Origin of the sequence: Gracilibacillus caseinilyticus (genome assembly GCF_022919115.1) — a bacterium.
Classification (GTDB): Bacteria; Bacillota; Bacilli; order Bacillales; family Amphibacillaceae; genus Gracilibacillus; species Gracilibacillus caseinilyticus.
In genome coordinates this window covers 3,790,199-3,808,308 of record NZ_CP095072.1, presented here as the reverse complement: position 1 = coordinate 3,808,308, position 18,110 = coordinate 3,790,199, and the positions used below count along the sequence as shown (strand labels likewise).

At 38.9% G+C, this 18,110-nt stretch carries 17 protein-coding genes; 15 read left to right on the top strand and 2 right to left on the bottom strand.

The window, feature by feature from the left end; genetic code table 11:
• Nucleotides 1–7: 7 nt before the first annotated feature.
• The 3 genes from MUN88_RS18275 (at nucleotide 8) to coaD (ending at nucleotide 2,224) form a co-directional block, all read left to right on the top strand.
• Nucleotides 8–289, top strand: a complete 282-nt coding sequence (locus MUN88_RS18275; protein ID WP_244717816.1) for a YlbG family protein — start codon at nucleotides 8–10, stop codon at nucleotides 287–289.
• An 887-nt stretch (nucleotides 290–1,176) separates the two neighbouring features.
• Nucleotides 1,177–1,746, top strand: a complete 570-nt coding sequence (gene rsmD, locus MUN88_RS18270) for a 16S rRNA (guanine(966)-N(2))-methyltransferase RsmD (protein ID WP_244717814.1) — start codon at nucleotides 1,177–1,179, stop codon at nucleotides 1,744–1,746.
• On the top strand, nucleotides 1,739–2,224 hold the full coding sequence (coaD, locus tag MUN88_RS18265) for a pantetheine-phosphate adenylyltransferase (protein WP_244717812.1): 486 nt from the start codon (nucleotides 1,739–1,741) through the stop codon (nucleotides 2,222–2,224). The genes rsmD and coaD overlap by 8 nt, the downstream gene beginning before the upstream one ends.
• On the opposite strand, the gene spoVV is transcribed toward coaD, so the two are convergent.
• Nucleotides 2,221–3,411: a dipicolinic acid transporter SpoVV gene (gene spoVV / locus MUN88_RS18260; RefSeq protein WP_305852477.1), complete on the bottom strand. Its 1,191-nt coding sequence runs from the start codon at nucleotides 3,409–3,411 to the stop codon at nucleotides 2,221–2,223. The genes coaD and spoVV overlap by 4 nt on opposite strands.
• A gap of 142 nt (nucleotides 3,412–3,553) precedes the next feature.
• On the opposite strand from spoVV, the gene MUN88_RS18255 reads away from it, so the two are divergent.
• Nucleotides 3,554–4,576, top strand: coding sequence for a SepM family pheromone-processing serine protease (locus MUN88_RS18255; RefSeq protein WP_244717810.1), 1,023 nt, complete (start codon nucleotides 3,554–3,556; stop codon nucleotides 4,574–4,576).
• 22 nt (nucleotides 4,577–4,598) lie between these two features.
• Here the strand turns inward: MUN88_RS18255 and MUN88_RS18250 are convergent, their stop codons facing one another.
• Nucleotides 4,599–5,807, bottom strand: coding sequence for a nucleotidyltransferase (locus MUN88_RS18250; protein ID WP_244717808.1), 1,209 nt, complete (start codon nucleotides 5,805–5,807; stop codon nucleotides 4,599–4,601).
• 184 nt (nucleotides 5,808–5,991) lie between these two features.
• Between MUN88_RS18250 and MUN88_RS18245 the strand changes: the two genes are divergently transcribed.
• The 11 genes from MUN88_RS18245 to MUN88_RS18195 all read left to right on the top strand — a co-directional run bounded on the left by MUN88_RS18245 (nucleotide 5,992) and on the right by MUN88_RS18195 (nucleotide 18,088).
• A complete protein-coding gene (locus tag MUN88_RS18245) occupies nucleotides 5,992–6,519 on the top strand; it encodes a YceD family protein (RefSeq protein ID WP_244717805.1) in 528 nt (175 codons plus the stop codon).
• A gap of 32 nt (nucleotides 6,520–6,551) precedes the next feature.
• Entirely contained in the window at nucleotides 6,552–6,725 is a 174-nt protein-coding gene (rpmF, locus tag MUN88_RS18240) for a 50S ribosomal protein L32 (protein WP_244717802.1), read from the top strand.
• 587 nt (nucleotides 6,726–7,312) lie between these two features.
• Complete coding sequence (locus MUN88_RS18235) at nucleotides 7,313–7,765, top strand: RsfA family transcriptional regulator (protein WP_244717799.1); 453 nt, start codon at nucleotides 7,313–7,315, stop codon at nucleotides 7,763–7,765.
• Between the two features lie 211 nt (nucleotides 7,766–7,976).
• On the top strand, nucleotides 7,977–8,372 hold the full coding sequence (locus MUN88_RS18230) for a DUF3397 domain-containing protein (RefSeq protein ID WP_244717796.1): 396 nt from the start codon (nucleotides 7,977–7,979) through the stop codon (nucleotides 8,370–8,372).
• A 94-nt stretch (nucleotides 8,373–8,466) separates the two neighbouring features.
• Nucleotides 8,467–10,092 carry a bacillithiol biosynthesis cysteine-adding enzyme BshC gene (gene bshC, locus MUN88_RS18225; RefSeq protein WP_244717793.1) on the top strand — a complete coding sequence of 542 codons (1,626 nt, stop codon included), beginning with the start codon at nucleotides 8,467–8,469 and terminating at the stop codon, nucleotides 10,090–10,092.
• Between the two features lie 439 nt (nucleotides 10,093–10,531).
• Complete coding sequence (gene mraZ, locus MUN88_RS18220; RefSeq protein WP_244717790.1) at nucleotides 10,532–10,963, top strand: division/cell wall cluster transcriptional repressor MraZ; 432 nt, start codon at nucleotides 10,532–10,534, stop codon at nucleotides 10,961–10,963.
• A gap of 23 nt (nucleotides 10,964–10,986) precedes the next feature.
• Nucleotides 10,987–11,946 (top strand): 16S rRNA (cytosine(1402)-N(4))-methyltransferase RsmH, encoded by a 960-nt coding sequence (rsmH, locus tag MUN88_RS18215; protein WP_244717787.1) that lies wholly within the window; start codon nucleotides 10,987–10,989, stop codon nucleotides 11,944–11,946.
• A gap of 15 nt (nucleotides 11,947–11,961) precedes the next feature.
• Entirely contained in the window at nucleotides 11,962–12,342 is a 381-nt protein-coding gene (gene ftsL / locus MUN88_RS18210) for a cell division protein FtsL (RefSeq protein ID WP_244717784.1), read from the top strand.
• Nucleotides 12,343–12,352: 10 nt separating this feature from the next.
• Nucleotides 12,353–14,536, top strand: coding sequence for a penicillin-binding protein (locus tag MUN88_RS18205; protein ID WP_244717781.1), 2,184 nt, complete (start codon nucleotides 12,353–12,355; stop codon nucleotides 14,534–14,536).
• A gap of 80 nt (nucleotides 14,537–14,616) precedes the next feature.
• Nucleotides 14,617–16,542, top strand: a complete 1,926-nt coding sequence (locus tag MUN88_RS18200; RefSeq protein ID WP_244717778.1) for a stage V sporulation protein D — start codon at nucleotides 14,617–14,619, stop codon at nucleotides 16,540–16,542.
• Between the two features lie 85 nt (nucleotides 16,543–16,627).
• The gene (locus tag MUN88_RS18195; RefSeq protein ID WP_244717775.1) at nucleotides 16,628–18,088 is read left to right on the top strand and encodes a UDP-N-acetylmuramoyl-L-alanyl-D-glutamate--2,6-diaminopimelate ligase; all 1,461 of its coding nucleotides are present in this window, start codon (nucleotides 16,628–16,630) and stop codon (nucleotides 18,086–18,088) included.
• The last annotated feature ends 22 nt before the right edge of the window (nucleotides 18,089–18,110 follow it).

Genomic DNA, 18,110 nt, shown 5'->3' with positions numbered 1-18,110 from the left:
TAAAGCATTGATTACCAAAAGACAAGGCATAATTGTATGGTTCCATCAAATGAAGCATGTAAAGCATCTTAAGAGATACGGGCATATGATCCACGTATCCAAAAAGTTGAAATATGCTATGATCTATGTAGATCAGGAGCGATTCGATGATACATACGAGTCGTTGTTAAAATTATCGTATGTTACCAAAGCAGAACCATCATACAAACCATTTATCAAAACCGACTTCGAAAGCAAAGTTGTCGACAAAGAAAAAGAAAAAGAATACGATTATAAAATGGGAATCTAAAAAAAGTCCGGGCTAGTTATTATGCCCGGACTTTTTCACAAGTATAGAAAATATATAATTACAGTCATAAAGCGAATTGCAGAAGAAATCATGCTCAAGATGATGTAGGAGCTTTTATAATTTGGATTATGTTAACTAGCTCAGTGCTTATTTTGAGAGTTTTCAAGTGTAGGGATACCACTCCGACCAACCACTTCGCGTCCTGCGGGACATGGCCTACTACTCGCACTACTTCTTTGCTGCCTTGTGACGACGAATCTTACTTCGAAGCGATACTTGTAGACACAGGCACAGACAAAGTGGATCTTCAGTTCGCGCTGTTTCCGCGGGAGTCTATGTGGTTTGGTTGTGCTAATGTTTAAGCTCTACACTATTGTAAGTGGATCTGAGCGGTATTACTTGATATTAATTATGTCTAATGTCTAGAATCACTGCTTTAGCTGCTCCATGCGTTGTAGAACTTCATTTAGGCGGAGCATATTTCCAGAGATTTGCTCAGCAGATAATACCTATCAAAATTACCACATTGTCATACAGTCTCACGTAACATAATCCGTATTATAAGAAAGATCATTTTACTCTTACAATCTTCGGGACTTCTGGGCATAACGCTAGGATTTTTTGCAAAAAAAAACCTGCAGTTACCATAACTGCAGGCTCTTTTTATTTTCTTGACACAAGAAAATAAAAAGATAAAGGGAGAGGAGAAACCGGAGGAAGAACTTATGGGGAAATGTAAGTCTTCTCCGAATTAAAAGCAACCATATTCTGTTGCTTTAATTAAAGTTTGTACATATCTGATTACTTTTATACTTATGAATTTGAGAATTTGATTCCATTCGTGCTATAGTAAGGTAGATTTAAATAACGAAAAGAGGGGAATGCGTTTGAGAGTAATTGCTGGAGAATTAAAAGGTAACAGGATCCAGCCCGTACCGAATCAGTTAACCCGCCCAACAGGCGATAAAATAAAAGAATCTTTGTTTCAGATGATTGGGCCATTTTTTGAAGGGGGAACCTGTTTAGATTTATTTGCTGGAAGTGGGGCATTGGCGATTGAAGCAATCAGCAGAGGAATCGATCGGGCTATTTTGGTTGATATACAGTCGAAAGCGATTTCTGTTATTCATCAGAACATTAACCATCTTCATTTACAGGATACAGTAGAAATATATCGCAATGATGCTTTTCGGGCACTGAAAGCAATCAAAAAAAGAGGGCTGACATTTAATCTGATTTTTTTAGATCCTCCTTATCATAAGGTGTCTTATCAAAAGCTGTTAAAGACCATAACAGAAATGGATATTATAGAAGAACAGGGGCTCATAATATGTGAGCATGATCCCCAAATGGTATTTGAAAACATTCCATCCGGCTATCATTTAATGAAAAGAGAAAGCTACAACAATACAACGCAAATAACGATTCTGAGAAAAGGTGTGAATGAAGATGAGTAGATTGGCTATCTGTCCAGGGAGCTTTGATCCAGTAACCAATGGCCATTTAGATATTATCAGAAGAGGAGCAAAAGTATTCGATGAAGTGATCGTAGCTGTTTTTAATAATCAATCGAAGCAACCATTGTTTACAGTCGAAGAACGTGTTGAGCTGTTGCAGAAAGCGACTGAAGATATTGAAAATGTTTCTGTTGATGCTTGCAGCGGTTTATTAATGGATTATGCCAAAAGAAAAAATGCCCAAGCCGTGTTAAGAGGACTTCGGGCAGTAACAGACTTCGAATATGAAATGCAAATTACTTCGATGAACCGGAAATTAAATGAAGAGATTGAGACCTTTTTTATGATGACAAACAATCAATATTCTTTTTTAAGCTCCAGTATGATCAAAGAAGTGGCAAAATATGATGCGAGTGTTTCAGATTTAGTACCACCAGTAGTAGAAGAAGCTCTTCGAAACAAATATCATCATCTCTAACGTTTATTATTTAATAAAAGTAGCAAATACACGAATAAGGCACAGAAGGTAATCATAAAACCAACATGACCAAATACGAGATAAGCTCTTTCGGCAGGATGAACCACTAATTGTGAGAAAGCGGTCATTGCTGGTTCTTGTGAAGCAATTTGATTTTTATATACGGGTACATACAGTACGATCACCGTGATGCTGGCAATCACGGTGTGTAATAAGCGTGCAAAGAAATACGGAGCAAATCGGATATCTGTTTCTGCCAAAATGCTAGCAACCTGGGCTTGTACAGAAAAACCGTTAAAAGCTAGAATGATGGAAACAATGATTGCCTGGATCAGCAATGACGTATCTGTAGCAGATACTTCGTTTGCTCCAATTGTAATTTCAAAGAATCCCGTCATTAACGGGAGTGCCATTTCCGCTGGTAAATGCAGCAAATTAAGGATGAATGCTAGTCCGGTTGCCAACATATCTGCAACATGAATTTGTCTTAATATTTCAGTTAATACGGAAAATAAAATAATGAACCCACCGATAATGAGCAATGTCTGAATAGAATGCTGGACCGCATCACCTAATATCTTGCCGAGTGGTTTGTTTTCTTTAATACGAGCCTGATGAAGATGGGCGAATGCTTTACGGAAAGAAAGGTGCTGCAGTTGAAATTTCTCTCGTTCCTTATATTTATAGAACCGCATACAGATTCCAACAAGAAAATTACTCACATAATGAGTAATTGCTAATAATATCCCTAACTGTTGATTATGAAAAAAACCAATAGAAACTGCACCAATGATAAACAATGGATTAGAAGCGTTCGTAAAGGAAACGAGTCGCTCTGCTTCTGTTCGGCTTAATTGATTTTCTTGTCTTAATCTAGCTGTGAATTTTGCTCCGGATGGGTAACCACTAGCCATACCCATTGTCCAAACAAACCCTCCTACACCTGGAACATTAAACAATGGCCGCATCACAGGTTCAAATAATACCCCAATAAAATGAACAACTCCGAACGCTATTAACAATTCTGCTACAATAAAGAATGGGAGCAGGGAAGGAAAGACCACATTCGACCAAACTTCCAGTCCTCGTTGACTTGCTTTTAATACAACTTGTGGAAAGCTGATAATCATAACTGCTAATAAAACAATAAATGATGCATACATAGTGGAGTAGAGTTTCTGCTTCAAAATTTGCACTCCTTTATAGCACTTTTCTGTACCTTTAATAGTTTGAGTAGTAAAATATGTAGTGTTTTAAAACTCGTGTATTAGTAAAATATACGCAATAGTGTACAAAGATTATGACAAGAAACCGGAAAGTAGGGATGATATGTATCGATCAAAATCAAAACTAAGAATTATAGGGTTTATAGTGGCAGTCATCGCCATCTTTTTTTTATTTAGTTATCAACTGCCTTATTATATTCACAGTCCAGGTAATGCAGATCCTTTGAATCCAGTCGTGCAAGTAGATGGTGCTCAAGACAGCGAAGGGGATATGCACCTGGTTACCATTCGGGGAGGACAGGCAACACCCTTTCAATATATATTGGCAAAATTTAGAAATTATAACGAGATTCTCCCAATCGAAGATGTAATACAAGAGGGTATGACGAACGAGGATTATCATCAAATACAATTATTAATGATGGAGAGTTCGCAGGAGGCTTCTATGGTAGTGGCTTATCAAGCGGCTGGTGAGAAGATCACGATTGATTATGATGGTGTCTATGTTGTATCTGTTGTACCAGATATGCCAGCTGACGGTGAACTTAAAACAGGCGATGAGATTACCAGGATCGATGGCAATTCGATTAAAGAAGCAAATGATCTCATTGACTATGTAAAATCAAAAAATATCGGTGATCAAATTCACGTCACGATCAAACGGGATGATCAAACCTTGGAGAAGGACATCACGCTTGAAGCGTTAGAAGCGTTGGATGGTGAGCCTGGCATTGGAATCCAGCTCGTAACTAACAGAAGCGTATCAGTGTCGCCGGAAGTGAATTTCTCAAGCGGAGATATTGGCGGTCCGAGTGCTGGATTAATGTTCTCACTTGAAATATATGATCAGTTAACTGACGAAGATTTAACGAAAGGGTATCAAGTTGCTGGAACTGGTGAAATTGATTACGATGGAAAAGTTGGCAGAATTGGAGGTATTGATAAGAAAGTGGTAGCAGCGGACCGTTCTGGCTGTGATATCTTTTTTGCCCCTAATGAAGGCGGCAGTGAAGATTCAAATTATCAAGTAGCCAAACAAGTAGCTGCAGAGATCGGCACAGATATGAAAATTGTCCCGGTGGATACCTTTGATGAAGCTGTATCATACTTAGAAGAATTATCATAACGTATCAAAAAGACGCCTCGTGTCAGGCGTCTTTTATAATTGGCCGCAAATAAGGTTGTTTAGCTAATTGTTGTTGAGAGTGCATCGGTAAGATGCTGTAGTACGCATGATCAACTCGTTCATCGATTAATTGATATGGGTATGGTGGCTTATTACTAGTATACCAAGGTATTTCAATCGATTTCTTTTTGTAACGCAAATATTCCTTCCCTTTTTTAGACATTGCCAGGATACGAAAGCCTTTCGGATGATGATCTGTTAACAGGTTCTCTATTTCTGACTTTTGGGAATTGGTCAGAATATGGGTGAAAATTCTCTGTAAACTTGTCCACGTATAGCGTTTTGTTTTTAATAGCTCCATCCATTCCTGGAATGTGCTCGCTGCTTTTGCGGTTTCCACGATGCGATTTTCAATTCCTTCTTTTACGCCATGGATTGCTTGTAATTCAGAGATAGTCATCGTCAATACCCGGTATTTTAGAAGCGGAAAATATACTTGCCAATGGTGCCATGTCCCATGTGTTTTTTTGTATTGTGCAATCACATCGTTCGTGTATGAGGGAACGGCCTCTTCTATGGAGCCTTCCTCTTGATATAGTAATGCCTGTCTAATACTAGTGGCACTTGCGATTGGATGCTGGATATCAAGATCATGGTAATCATTTTTAATCCGTTCTATCGTTACAGGTGTTATGGAGCTGTCGAGATCGTAAATATTCTTCACATATTGAAATCCCAATATGTTATTAGGTTTAGTAAAATCGAGCGCTACCTGTTGATTACTTACTTGGTAAAAAGCTATTTCGTTCGCTTTCGGATAGGAGTGTCCTTGTTGTAAAGAATCTTTTAGGGATTCCTGGTACTCCTGATGATGGTGCTGGATTGTCTGATATAATTGTTGAAACTCATCTATTTGACCATGCTCACTTCCAAAACAGACGGCATCTGTCTGTAAACTGTCCAGTATTCGAATAGCCCCTTTGGCAAATAGTTCACTGTGTTGAACAGCGTAAAAGTAGGGAAGTTCCACGACCAAATCAATGCCTTGTTCTACCGCAATTCTTGCTCTGGAGAACTTATCGATCAGGGCAGGTTCTCCTCGTTGTAAAAAGTTCCCACTCATCACGGCAATAACACAGTCTGCACCAGTAATTTCTTTTGCCTGTTGAAAGTGGTAATGATGTCCGTTATGATAAGGATTGTATTCTACAATAAGTCCACAGCTTTTCATAGGGACCTCCTTTGTTCCTGATTTATGTTTTATCGAATGATTGTTGAGGTAAATGTAAAATATAAGTGTATGATAATCAGTAGTATATCATATAGATCAATAAAAGTTGTCAGTGTAAAGAAAATATATTGACAAATAGCTGAATTCCTTTTAAAATATTTCTTGTTGCCTTGAGGTGAATGTAATGAAATTATTTATCCAAAAATTAAAACAATCGCAGGGAGAACCCGTTCTTTTCCAGGAAAAGGTAGACATTTCTGATCTAACCGATTTAGAAAATGATATTCGACGAATTGATCCAGTTCAAGTGGAGGGCACTGCTAGAATGGATGGTGAGGATATTGCCTGTGATTTTCAAATTAAAGGAACGATGATTCTACCTTGTGCCCGGACTTTGGTAGATGTACCGTACAATTTCGTGGTCCATGCTATTGAATCATTTACTACAACTTCTTATCATCAGGAAGAGGAAGTGCATTTAGTAAATGGGGAGGTACTTGACTTAACGCCATTTATCAAGGAAAATGTATTATTAGAAATGCCTATCAGAGTATTTGCGGATCAGAATAAGCTGGATGCAAACACACTGACTGAAGGCAACGGATGGACACTTGTAACAGAACAAGAACAATCTGAAAAAGTGGATCCTCGCCTTGAAAAACTAAAATCTTTATTAGATGACAATAGTAATGAGGACAACAGTAAAGAGTAATTCTTTACTTCTCTTTAAAGGAGGTGTAACGGATGGCAGTACCTAAGCAAAGAACTTCAAAAAAGGTAAAAAACCAACGTCGTACTCATAAAAAATTACACGTACCAGGAATGGTAGAATGTTCTAACTGTGGCGAACTAACAAAACCACACCATGTTTGTAAATCATGTGGACAATATGATGGCAAACAAGTAGTAGAACAATAATTAGATATGTTGTACAGCAAATAGTGCAGGAGAAGAGATCTCCTGCACTATTTTTTTGTTTCTGAACAAAGTAAAGCAAAAGACAGAAGTGCCGAAGATTGAGAGAATAAGAGTATCGTTTCTTAAAATACGGATTATGTAAAGCGGAACGGTATAAACAGACCCGTATGCATTCTCTTGCATCCGTTGTAGAACTCAAACAATAGCGTAGGCCAACCACGTAGACTCCCGCGGGACGTGCAGGGGCTGAAGATCCACTTTGTGAAGCAATCTTCTTCACAAAGTTAGCTTCAGCCGTGCTCCGCAGGACACGAAGTGGTTGGCCGGGAGCGGTATTCCAGCACACACACAATATATCAACATGGTCCCAACGCTAGTTAACATAATCTGTATTATTTATATTTAAATTGATTAATAATAGGGTAAGGCAGGCTTGCTGAAAAAATAGCCAGTAGTAAGATAACGAATGAAAAAACAGTTAGGTGGAAGATGGTTTAAATTGAAATAGTCTTTTTTTCTTAAAAAACAATATGTCTATCTCTTCTATTATTTGCATACATTATATCAAGAATAGAGGAGGTGGAGCTGTGCAAGGAAATCGTCAGGATGCCTGGTCAAGTGATGAAGATGTATTGCTTGCAGAAACAGTATTACGGTTTATCCGAGAAGGAAATACACAATTAGAAGCATTTAAAGAAGTGGGCAAGCAATTATCCCGAACTGCTGCAGCTTGCGGATTTCGTTGGAATGCAACATTACGTAAGCAATATGAGGAAGCCATTCACTTAGCCAAACAAAATCGAAAAAAAATTACATTTACGACCCAGAAGAACGTGAGTATGTCATCACAAGAGCAGCCCAATATTCATGAAGTAATTCAAACCTTAGAGCAGTTGCAAAAATTTTATCAGGATAATAGTCAGCAGGAAGAATTGCAGTCGATGATTGCGGAAAATCAACAATTAAAAGAGTCTATTACGAAATATAAAAGTTTTACTGATTCCGTATATCATGCGATGGAAAAGCTAAAGCAATCATAATTCATACGTGAAGAAACCTCATCGACTTGATGAGGTTTTTTACATGAAACTAGTTTTAATTGTTCCTTAATCGGGAATTTGGATACAGCATATTATGAAGAGGAATTTCGTATATGGACTTGCATGAGTGAAAAAGTCCTATATAATATAAAGGAACAAACCAAAAGTAATGGTTGGTTATGCAGTTGTTGAGTCGAAAGGAGGAGTGGAAGTGGAAGGTTTTTATTATTTATTTGCGTTAATGGTAACATTACCCACAGTTATAACCTTACTTGTATACATATTGACCTATAGACTAGTGAAAAAGCGGAAATTCTCCTTTCATTTTGCCATCGATTCAACTACGGTTTTGTATGTTGGGTCTGTTGCAGCTATTATTTATTCTATTTTTTCAGTAAATCCTATGGGATACATCGCATTAATTCTTATTGTTATTCTGATGATTTGTGTTTATATTCATTGGAAGAGATATACTGATATCGTCTTTCGCCAAGTATGCAAACGGTTTTGGAAGTCGACCTTTTTATTGTTTTTCGTCTTACATATTATCTCTGTCTGTTATGGATTATTTTATCAAATTAGTGTTGTATTTATTGATCTGTCATAAGCATAAACAAATTATGTGCTTTTATCGCTTGCTTTATGTACAATACTAGTGGATTACTATTGTATATATTGATAAATAAAGGAGCAGTTCAGTAATGCGCATCGAATCCCATAGACTCGATTTTCAAAATAAATTTTTATCCGATTATCAAAATGGTGTTGAAGGACTGTTAGATCATTTTGATTATGATCCGTATGACAATGATGTATACGAGCAGCGTCTCGCAGATTTGAATGAACGTTCATTTCAAAGAGATGTTCTTTCTGACTTGTTAAAGGACATGAACCAAGCTTGGTCTGCATCTGCTTTAACAAGTCAGAACATAGAAAAGCTAAAAAATCCCGAAAGTGTTGTGGTCATTGGAGGGCAACAGGCTGGGATTTTAACAGGACCGTTGTATACTATCAATAAGATCATATCGATATTATCGTTTGCGAAAGAACAAGAAAAACGACTGAATGTTCCAGTTTTACCTGTGTTCTGGATTGCGGGTGAAGATCATGATTTCGATGAGGTCAATCATATATTTTTGCCAGAAGCAACGAAATTACATAAGTTCCCGATTACCAATCCTTTGAAGGAGAAGGTGTCGGTATCAAATCGTACGCTCGACAAGGAAACTGCACGAGCTTGGTTGAGAACTACATTCAGAGCGCTTCGGGAAACAGCCTATACGAAAAAATTATTCCAGAACTTAGAGCATAAAATTGAACAATCACTTACTTTTGTTGATTTTTTCGCTTCCTTTATACATGAATTATTTGAGGATACTGGCATTATATTGATTGATTCAGGGAATCCGAAATTACGGAAATTAGAAATACCTTATTTTCAAACGATTATAAATAATCAGAAGAACATTAGTCAGCATGCATACCATTCGTTACAATCGATGAGAACGAAAGGATATCACGTAAGCGTTGATACAGGTGAACAAGACGCGCATTTGTTTATAGAAGAGCATGGCGACAGAGTGCTTTTGCAGAAAGCTGGAGATGATATATGGGTTGGGAAAAACGGTGAATGTAGGTATTCAACGGAACAATTATTGCACATTGCCGAAAAAGAGCCAGAAAGATTGAGTAACAACGTCGTGACGAGACCCTTGATGCAGGAAATGCTTTTCCCTACCTTGGCTTTTTTTGCAGGTCCGAGTGAAGCAGCATACTGGTCCTTGTTGAAAAATGCTTTTCACAGCATCTCATTAACGATGCCTCCGGTACTACCTAGAGTGTCATTGACTCTGATAGAAGAGCGTGTAGAGAAACTGCTAGCAAAATATAATATTGCCACAACTGCTGCGATTAATGGGAGAGTACACTCCTACAAACAGAATTGGTTAGCTGCTCAGCAGCAAGTGCCAATTGGGGAAATGACGGAACAATTGAAGCAAATGATTTCGCAAGGTCACCAGCCGATTCAAGGTGCTGCAAAGGCATTGTCTGATGATGTGCAGCAATACGCAGAAAAAAATAAACAGTTACTACTAAATCGCGTGGATGAATTGACTAACAGGTTGAATCAGGAGCTGTCAAAAAAATATCAGTTTAGTTTACAAGAATTCGACTACATCCAGCTTCATTTAAAGCCAGAAGGTGGGCTGCAGGAGCGGATGTGGAATATTATCTATTTTATCAACCAGAACGGATCTGACTGGCTCCGTGAAATTAATCATTATCCATTTGATTGGAAAGAACAGCATTATATCGTTTATGTATAAACAAGAAGACAATCGGTAAAAAACCGATTGTCTTTTTTTAATGGGTAAGAATTGGTTCTTATAATGCGGATTACGTCAAGTGGCTATGTGGTAATTTTGAAATGATTCATGTGATGGGAGACCGCTCCAGCCAACCACTTCGCATCCTGCGGCAAGTAACAGTCGTGTTGTGTTAGGTTGCAGAATTTGCTTGTGTTCTAGGGAGTTGCAATATCTGATTGAACCTGTACCACTTTCCGCCACCTTTTCGGTTATTTCTTATCCGGAACCCCACTTTCTCAGGGAAAATACGAGTGAATTGGTTATCAAACTTCCTGGCAAGAGCTGGTTTAAACCGCTATATCACAAGCTTTTTTAAAAAATAGTTATTTTTTTGAAGTTTTAGTGGAGGAAAGTGGGGGAATGTGGTACGATAAGGGTAGAAGGTGGGTGCTATGGTATGTTCATGGGAGAATATCAGCATAACATTGATACAAAAGGGCGTATTATTGTTCCTTCCAAGTTCCGTGAGAATCTGGGAGAGCAATTTGTCGTTACCCGTGGATTAGATCAATGTTTGTTTGCATACCCAATGAACGAATGGCACCAACTGGAAGAAAAACTCAAAAAATTACCATTAACAAAAAAAGATGCCCGCGCATTCACCAGGTTTTTCTTTTCAGGTGCAGTTGAATGCGAACTGGACAAGCAGGGAAGAATAAACATACCAGCTCCATTGCGCAAATATGCAGGAATTGAAAAAGAATGTGCAGTAATCGGTGTATCCAACCGAGTAGAGTTCTGGGCAGAAGAAAAATGGAATGAATTTGTCGATGTATCAGAAGAATCGTTTGCTGAAATTGCAGAAAACATGATGGATTTTGATTTATAAGACACCAAGAGAGGAGTAACTCCATGTTTGGACATTATACGGTATTAAAAGAAGAAACCGTCAATGGTCTTAATGTTGATCCGAACGGTATTTACGTGGATTGCACTTTAGGTGGTGGTGGCCACTCTGAATACATAGTGAAGCAATTAAGTTATGCTGGACGTTTGATTGCATTTGACCAAGATGAAGACGCCATAAAAGCTGCAAAAGACCGATTGAGCGAATATCAGAGTAAGATTACCTTTGTTCAACAGAATTTTCGCTATTTGGAAGATGAATTGCAGCAATTGCAGATAAATCAAGTCAATGGCGTGCTGTTTGATTTAGGAGTCTCCTCACCGCAACTAGATCGAGGTGAACGAGGTTTTAGTTATCAACATGATGCTCCGTTAGATATGCGTATGAACCAAAGTGGTGAAATATCCGCATATGACGTTGTTAATCATTGGTCATATGGAGATTTAGTAAGGATTTTCTTTCGGTACGGTGAAGAAAAATTTTCGAAGCAAATCGCGCGTAAAATAGAAGCTCACCGTATGGAATCCCCGATCCAAACAACTTACGAATTAGTCGAGATAATCAAAGAAGCTATTCCGGCTCCTGCACGAAGAAAAGGCGGACATCCCGCCAAACGTATTTTTCAAGCTATCCGAATCGCAGTGAACGATGAGTTGCAAGTGTTTGAAGATGCATTAAACCAGGCAGGAAAACTCCTTACGGTAGGCGGTAGAATCTCTGTTATTACGTTCCACTCTTTAGAGGACCGTATTTGTAAGCAGACTTTTAAGCAATGGAGTTCAAGTAAGCAGGTTCCGAAGAATATTCCGATTATACCTGAGGAATTCCAGCCAGCATTTAAACTGGTAAATCGGAAACCTTTATTGCCTTCACAAGAGGAATTGGATGAAAACAGACGTTCGAGATCAGCGAAACTCCGAATAGTTGAAAAAGTAAAAGAAGATAAAGAAGAAAATTATCATTAGAAGGGTGGAAAAACGATGAGTAGTCAACACGCAAGAGTCTTTCATTCGCAAGAACAAGTACAACATCCGGTTCAACAACCGAATGTTGTAAGAAAGAAGGTAAAAGTACAGAAGCGTTGGGTAACGCGTGGAGAAAAGTTTATGTATATTTTGTTTGCCGCCATCACTCTTAGCTTTTCTACTTACATTGTTACTTATAGTTCTTCTCTTGATCAATTAAATCGAAATATTGATACTCTCAATACACAGATCGAAGAGCAAAGCGTACATAATGCCAACTTAACGTATAAAGTGAAAGAGTTAAGCCAACCAGAGCGCATCATCGCAAACGCAAAAGAACATGGTCTAAAAGTACAAAACACACAAGTAAAGCAAGCAAGTGAAGTGACAGATTAGGTGTTTTTAAATGAAAAGTAGAATAACAAAAATCATGCCAACCGTATGGATGATCATTTTTTCATTGCTGTTTCTTATTATTGCAGGCAGGTTTTTATATATCGAAATTGCTGGTGAAGTGAGCGGCGTGTCGATTCAGGAACTTGCTGATGAAAAAAGGACTAATCAGTATAGTATTCCGGCGAAACGTGGTACAATCTATGACCGAAATGGTATGGCTTTGGCGCAGGAACATGTTGTCTACCGGTTATATGCGATTGTCGATGAAAGCTATACAACAAGTCCGACAAAACCCAGACATGTGAAGGATATAGATAAAACTGCCGAAAAGCTTGCTCCCATTTTAGAAATGGATGAGCAGGATATCAAAGACCGATTAAACAGCGGTGTGGAAAATGACATGTTTCAAGTGGAATTTGGTCAGCAAGCCAGAGAACTTAATCAAGAGCAAAAAGAAGAGATCGAAGCATTAGAGCTTCCAGGGCTCAATTTTATTGAAGAACCGATCCGTTACTATCCAAATGGTGTATTTGCTTCCCATACTATTGGATTGACGGATAAGAAGGAAGACCAGATTGTCGGTATAAACGGAATCGAAGGGTTAATGAATGATAGTTTAACAGGAAAAGACGGGTCGATATCGTATCAACGTGACAATTTCAATATGAAACTATTAAACCCAAAAGAAGTCATTAATCAGCCTGAAAATGGTGATGATGTCTATTTAACACTTGATCAGAAGGTGCAAACATTGCTCGAGGATGCTATGTCCCAAGTAGAGGAAGAATATGAACCATCACGAATGACAGCCGTTGTGATGAATGCTAAGACGGGTGAAGTGATGGCAATGAGTAACAGACCAACATACAATCCGAATGATCTCGGGGATGTGGGCAACTGGTATAATGATGTCATTGCCACACCAATTGAACCAGGATCGACAATGAAGGTGTTCACACTAGCGTCTGCAATTGAAGAAGGGGTTTGGAACCCGAACGATACGTATATGTCGGGAACATACAAAGCAAATGAAAAAGCACAAACAATTGGTGATCATAATGGTCGACGTGGTTGGGGAGAGATCAGTTATCTAGAAGGTATACAACGTTCTTCCAACGTAGCGGCAGCGAAGTTAGCCTACGAAAAAATTGGACACGAGCGATTCCTGGAGTATCTAAACGCGTTTGATTTTGATCAAAAAACAGGCATCGATTTACCAGGCGAAGTACCAGGTACGATTTTATATAATTGGGTGGATGAAAAAGTGACAACCGCCTTTGGACAAGGTACTACTGTAACGCCAATCCAACTAATGAAGGCAGCTACCGCCATTGCCAACGATGGTAAAATGCTAAAACCATATATCATTGATAAGACCGTTGATCATGATACCAAGGAAGTAATTTCTCAAAATGAACCGGAAATGGTAGGGCAGCCTATCTCAGCAGATACAGCACAACAGACATTGGACGTATTGGAGACAGTCATTACTTCTGAGAAAGGGACTGGACATAATATTTATAATCTAAGTGATTATACTGTTGCTGGAAAAACAGGAACCGCTAATTTTGTAGACTCAGAGACAGGCAAGTATAAAACAGGAAGAGAAGGCTACATCTTTTCGTTCTTAGGGATGGCACCAGCTGATGATCCAGAGCTGATTATGTATGTTTCGGTCAAAGAGCCGAAGCTGAAAGATACAGAGTCAGGTTCAGCACCTGTTTCCTTCGTATTTAAAAATGTGATGGAAAATAGTTTAAAATACTTAAACATTGCACCGGATAAAGAAGCTTCTGAACCAGTTAAAGTAGTAGAGATGCCCGAGTGGGATGGCAGCAGTACAGAAAACTATGTGTCGAAGCTGAAAGAGTTAGGTATCGATCCAATTGTGATAGGTGATGGTGAGAAAGTTACGAAAGTCAACCTCAAACCAGGGACGAAACTAACATCGAGACAGACTGTTTTTGTCGCTACCGATAACTTAACAATGCCGGATATGACAGATTGGGCTTTTAGAGAAGTATTGGCATTCAGGGACTTCCTGGATTTAGATGTGGAATGGGTTGGTGACGGCTATGTCACCAAGCAAAGTATTGAAAAAGGTGCTGCATTAAATGAAGGAGATTATGTGATGGTTGAACTTGAACAGCCACAAGCATCGAACGAATCGGAAGAGACAAGCGAAGAAGAGTAACAACAGACACAGTGTTCTATTCATCCGTTTAAAATCATATATTGGGACAAACAGTTTCTTGCGTATAAAGGAGTAATGTCATGAAACGAGTAACCAATATTATGGTACAACGCCGAATAGTCGCTGTGTTTCTTATTGTATTTGTGATAATGGGAATTATCCTAGGCAGATTAGGGTATGTCCAATTTATCTGGTCTGATTTCTTAATTGCTCAGGCTGATGAATTATGGAGCAGAGATATCGTATTCGAACCAGAGCGAGGAAAAATAGTTGATAGAAACGAAGAAGTGTTGGCAGAAAATGTATCTGCACCAACTGTAATGCTTGTGCCAAGACAGATAACGGATCCTGACCGCACAGCACAAGCTTTGGCCAAAGTACTCGACATGTCCAGTGAAGATGTACTAGCTGCTGTCCAACAAAATGAACGTATCGTTATCTTAAAGCCGGAAGGGCGAAAGATATCAGAAGAAAAGGCAACCGCTGTTCAGACATTAGATTTAGAAGGGGTATATGTGGCTGAAGATTCGATCAGGCATTATCCCAATGGCGCCTATTTATCACATGTACTAGGGTTTAGTGGTATTGATAATCAAGGTTTAACTGGTTTAGAGTTAACATATGATGATATGTTGAGTGGAACAGAAGGCAGTCTTTCTTTTTATAGTGATGCGAAGGGAAAACGAATGACTAAGATGGCCGATAAATATAAGCCGCCTACGGATGGTTATGATCTGCAATTAACGATTGATAGTCGCGTGCAAACAATTATTGAACGTGAGCTGGATATTGCAGAAGAAAAATATAATCCGGATGGTGCGATTGCTATTGCTGTAAATCCGAAGGATGGCAGTATTTTAGGTATGTCTTCTAGACCAACATTTGACCCGGCAAATTATCAAGAAATCAGTGCAGATGTTTATAATCGAAACTTGCCGATTTGGAGTACGTATGAGCCTGGTTCCACCTTTAAGATTATTACACTAGCAGCGGCACTGGAAGAAAACCTTGTCGATTTGGAAAATGACCATTATCATGATGACGGAGATATTGAAGTAGGTGGTACTCATCTTCATTGCTGGAAAAGTGGTGGTCATGGTGAGCAAACCTTCTTAGAAGTTGTCCAGAACTCCTGTAACCCGGGATTCATCGTGATGGGGCAAAAGTTAGGAAAAGAACGTTTATTTTCTTACATTGATCAATTCGGTTTCGGAGAAAAAACAGGTATAGATCTCCAAGGAGAGGCATCCGGGATTTTGTTTGATATAGATAATGTGGGCCCAGTAGAATTAGCGACCACAGCTTTTGGTCAAGGGGTTTCGGTGACACCGATTCAGCAAGTAATGGCGGTATCTGCGGCTGTTAATGGCGGTTATTTATATGAACCATATGTAGCAAAGGCGTTTCTTGACCCGGTAACTGGTGAATCGGTAAAAGAATCGGAACCAGTGTTGAAGAATCGCGTTATTTCATCTGAAACGTCCAAAAAGGTAAGAGAAGCACTCGAATCTGTAGTTGCACAAGGTACTGGGCGCAGTGCCTATGTGGAAGGCTATCGAGTTGGTGGGAAGACAGGTACAGCACAAAAAGTCGGTGAAAATGGTCAGTATATGGAGAATAATCATATTGTTTCATTCATTGGCTTTGCACCAGCAAATGATCCGGAAATTGTAGTGTATGTAGCGGTCGATAACCCTAAGGATACAGTCCAATTTGGAGGCGTAGTGGCAGCACCAATAGTTGGAACAATTATCGATGACAGCTTACGTGCGTTAGGTGTCGAGAAACAAAAAGAAGGTATTGAAAAGGAATACCAATGGCCGGAATCATCACCAGTGGAGATCCCTGATTTAGTCGGATTGAAGAAAAGTGAACTGCAAAAATCTCTACTTTCTCTTGAAGTGGATGCTGTCGGTGAAGGGGACTATATTATTGATCAATCACCTGAAGCAGGAGAAAAAGTAGAAGAAGGAAGTAAGATTCGCATTGTTTTAGGAAATAAATAGTTAAAAAGATTGATCGTAAAGAACATGTCTCTCTGCTATAATAATATAGTTGTAAAGGATAAAAAGAAAAAGAAAAGGTGACACAATGAATGCCAAACAATTAATCAATGTCTTACCAGACTATACTTGCACGAACAATATAGAATCAATTGAAATCGAACAAATTGAGATGGACAACAGACAAATCAAAACAAATGCATTATTTGTTTGTATAAAAGGCTATACCAATGATGGACATGAGTATGCAGCGGCGGCTGTAGAAAGTGGTGCAAAGTTGATTGTAGCAGAAAGAGAATTAAATGTTTCCGTACCAGTAGTGATCGTGCCGGATACATCCAGAGCGCTAGCTCAATTAGCGAATACGTTCTATCAACAACCTTCTAAGCGCATGAACGTCATCGGTGTAACAGGAACAAATGGAAAAACATCCGTTACACATATCATTGATCAAATTCAGCAACAGGCTACAAAGAAAACAGCGCTAATTGGTACGATTAAGATGACAATTGATAAGACGGTATATGAAGTGAAAAATACGACGCCAGATGCGTTATTTTTGCAAAACAGCTTTCAAAAAATGGTCGATCAAGCGATTGATGTGTGTACAATGGAAGTTTCGTCACATGCACTTGACTTAGGAAGGGTTCATGGCGTAGATTTTAACATAGCCGTTTTCACTAATTTAAGTCAGGATCACCTTGATTATCACGAGTCAATGGAAAGCTATTTGCATGCCAAAAGTTTATTATTCTCACAATTAGGTAATACATTTGATGAAAAGCAGCCCAAGTATGCTATTATCAATGAAGATGATGCCAACGCCACTTTCTTGAAAAAAGCAACAGCTCAACCGGTATTAACGTATGGAGTAAAGCATAATGCCACTTTTCAAGCTGTCAATGTAAAATTGATGGCTAGTGGTGTTTCCTTTACCTTGAAGACCCCGGAAGGTGATGTGCTAATTGAAAGTAAGCTGATGGGTATGTTTAGTGTTTACAATTTATTAGCTGCAGCAGCGGCGAGTTATGCAGCGGGAATTGAGTTAACTACGATACAAGCTGTGTTAAATGCTACTTCAGGTGTGAAAGGGCGTTTTCAACCGGTGGAACACAGTGGAGACTTCGGTGTAATCGTAGATTATGCTCATACCCCTGATTCACTTGAGAATGTATTGACGACCATTAAATGTTTTTGTGAAGGAACGATTCATGTAGTGGTTGGCTGTGGTGGGGACCGCGATAGAAGAAAGAGACCCCTGATGGCTGAAGTGGCATGTAAATACGCAGATAATGCGATTTTTACTGCGGATAATCCACGATCTGAGTCACCTCAGGCTATTCTTGAAGATATGGTAGATAATCTGTCCTATGAGAATTATCAAATTGTTCCTGATAGAGAAACAGCGATTAAACAGGCTATCGAGCAAGCCAATGATAAAGATGTTGTACTTATTGCAGGTAAAGGACATGAGACTTATCAGATCGTCGGTGACCAAGTATTAGATTTTGACGATGAGCAAGTTGCAAAAAAATATTTAAGCGAGTAATAAACGTAACAGCTGGATAGAA

Bases quoted from the DNA above. Each gene is read 5' to 3' on its own strand.
- coaD (WP_244717812.1), top strand. From the start codon at position 1,739: ATGAGTAGATTGGCTATCTGTCCAGGGAGCTTTGATCCAGTAACCAAT.
- MUN88_RS18255 (WP_244717810.1), top strand. From the start codon at position 3,554: ATGTATCGATCAAAATCAAAACTAAGAATTATAGGGTTTATAGTGGCA.
- MUN88_RS18250 (WP_244717808.1), bottom strand. From the start codon at position 5,807: ATGAAAAGCTGTGGACTTATTGTAGAATACAATCCTTATCATAACGGA.
- MUN88_RS18245 (WP_244717805.1), top strand. From the start codon at position 5,992: ATGAAATTATTTATCCAAAAATTAAAACAATCGCAGGGAGAACCCGTT.
- rpmF (WP_244717802.1), top strand. From the start codon at position 6,552: ATGGCAGTACCTAAGCAAAGAACTTCAAAAAAGGTAAAAAACCAACGT.
- bshC (WP_244717793.1), top strand. From the start codon at position 8,467: ATGCGCATCGAATCCCATAGACTCGATTTTCAAAATAAATTTTTATCC.
- mraZ (WP_244717790.1), top strand. From the start codon at position 10,532: ATGTTCATGGGAGAATATCAGCATAACATTGATACAAAAGGGCGTATT.
- rsmH (WP_244717787.1), top strand. From the start codon at position 10,987: ATGTTTGGACATTATACGGTATTAAAAGAAGAAACCGTCAATGGTCTT.
- ftsL (WP_244717784.1), top strand. From the start codon at position 11,962: ATGAGTAGTCAACACGCAAGAGTCTTTCATTCGCAAGAACAAGTACAA.
- MUN88_RS18205 (WP_244717781.1), top strand. From the start codon at position 12,353: ATGAAAAGTAGAATAACAAAAATCATGCCAACCGTATGGATGATCATT.
- MUN88_RS18200 (WP_244717778.1), top strand. From the start codon at position 14,617: ATGAAACGAGTAACCAATATTATGGTACAACGCCGAATAGTCGCTGTG.
- MUN88_RS18195 (WP_244717775.1), top strand. From the start codon at position 16,628: ATGAATGCCAAACAATTAATCAATGTCTTACCAGACTATACTTGCACG.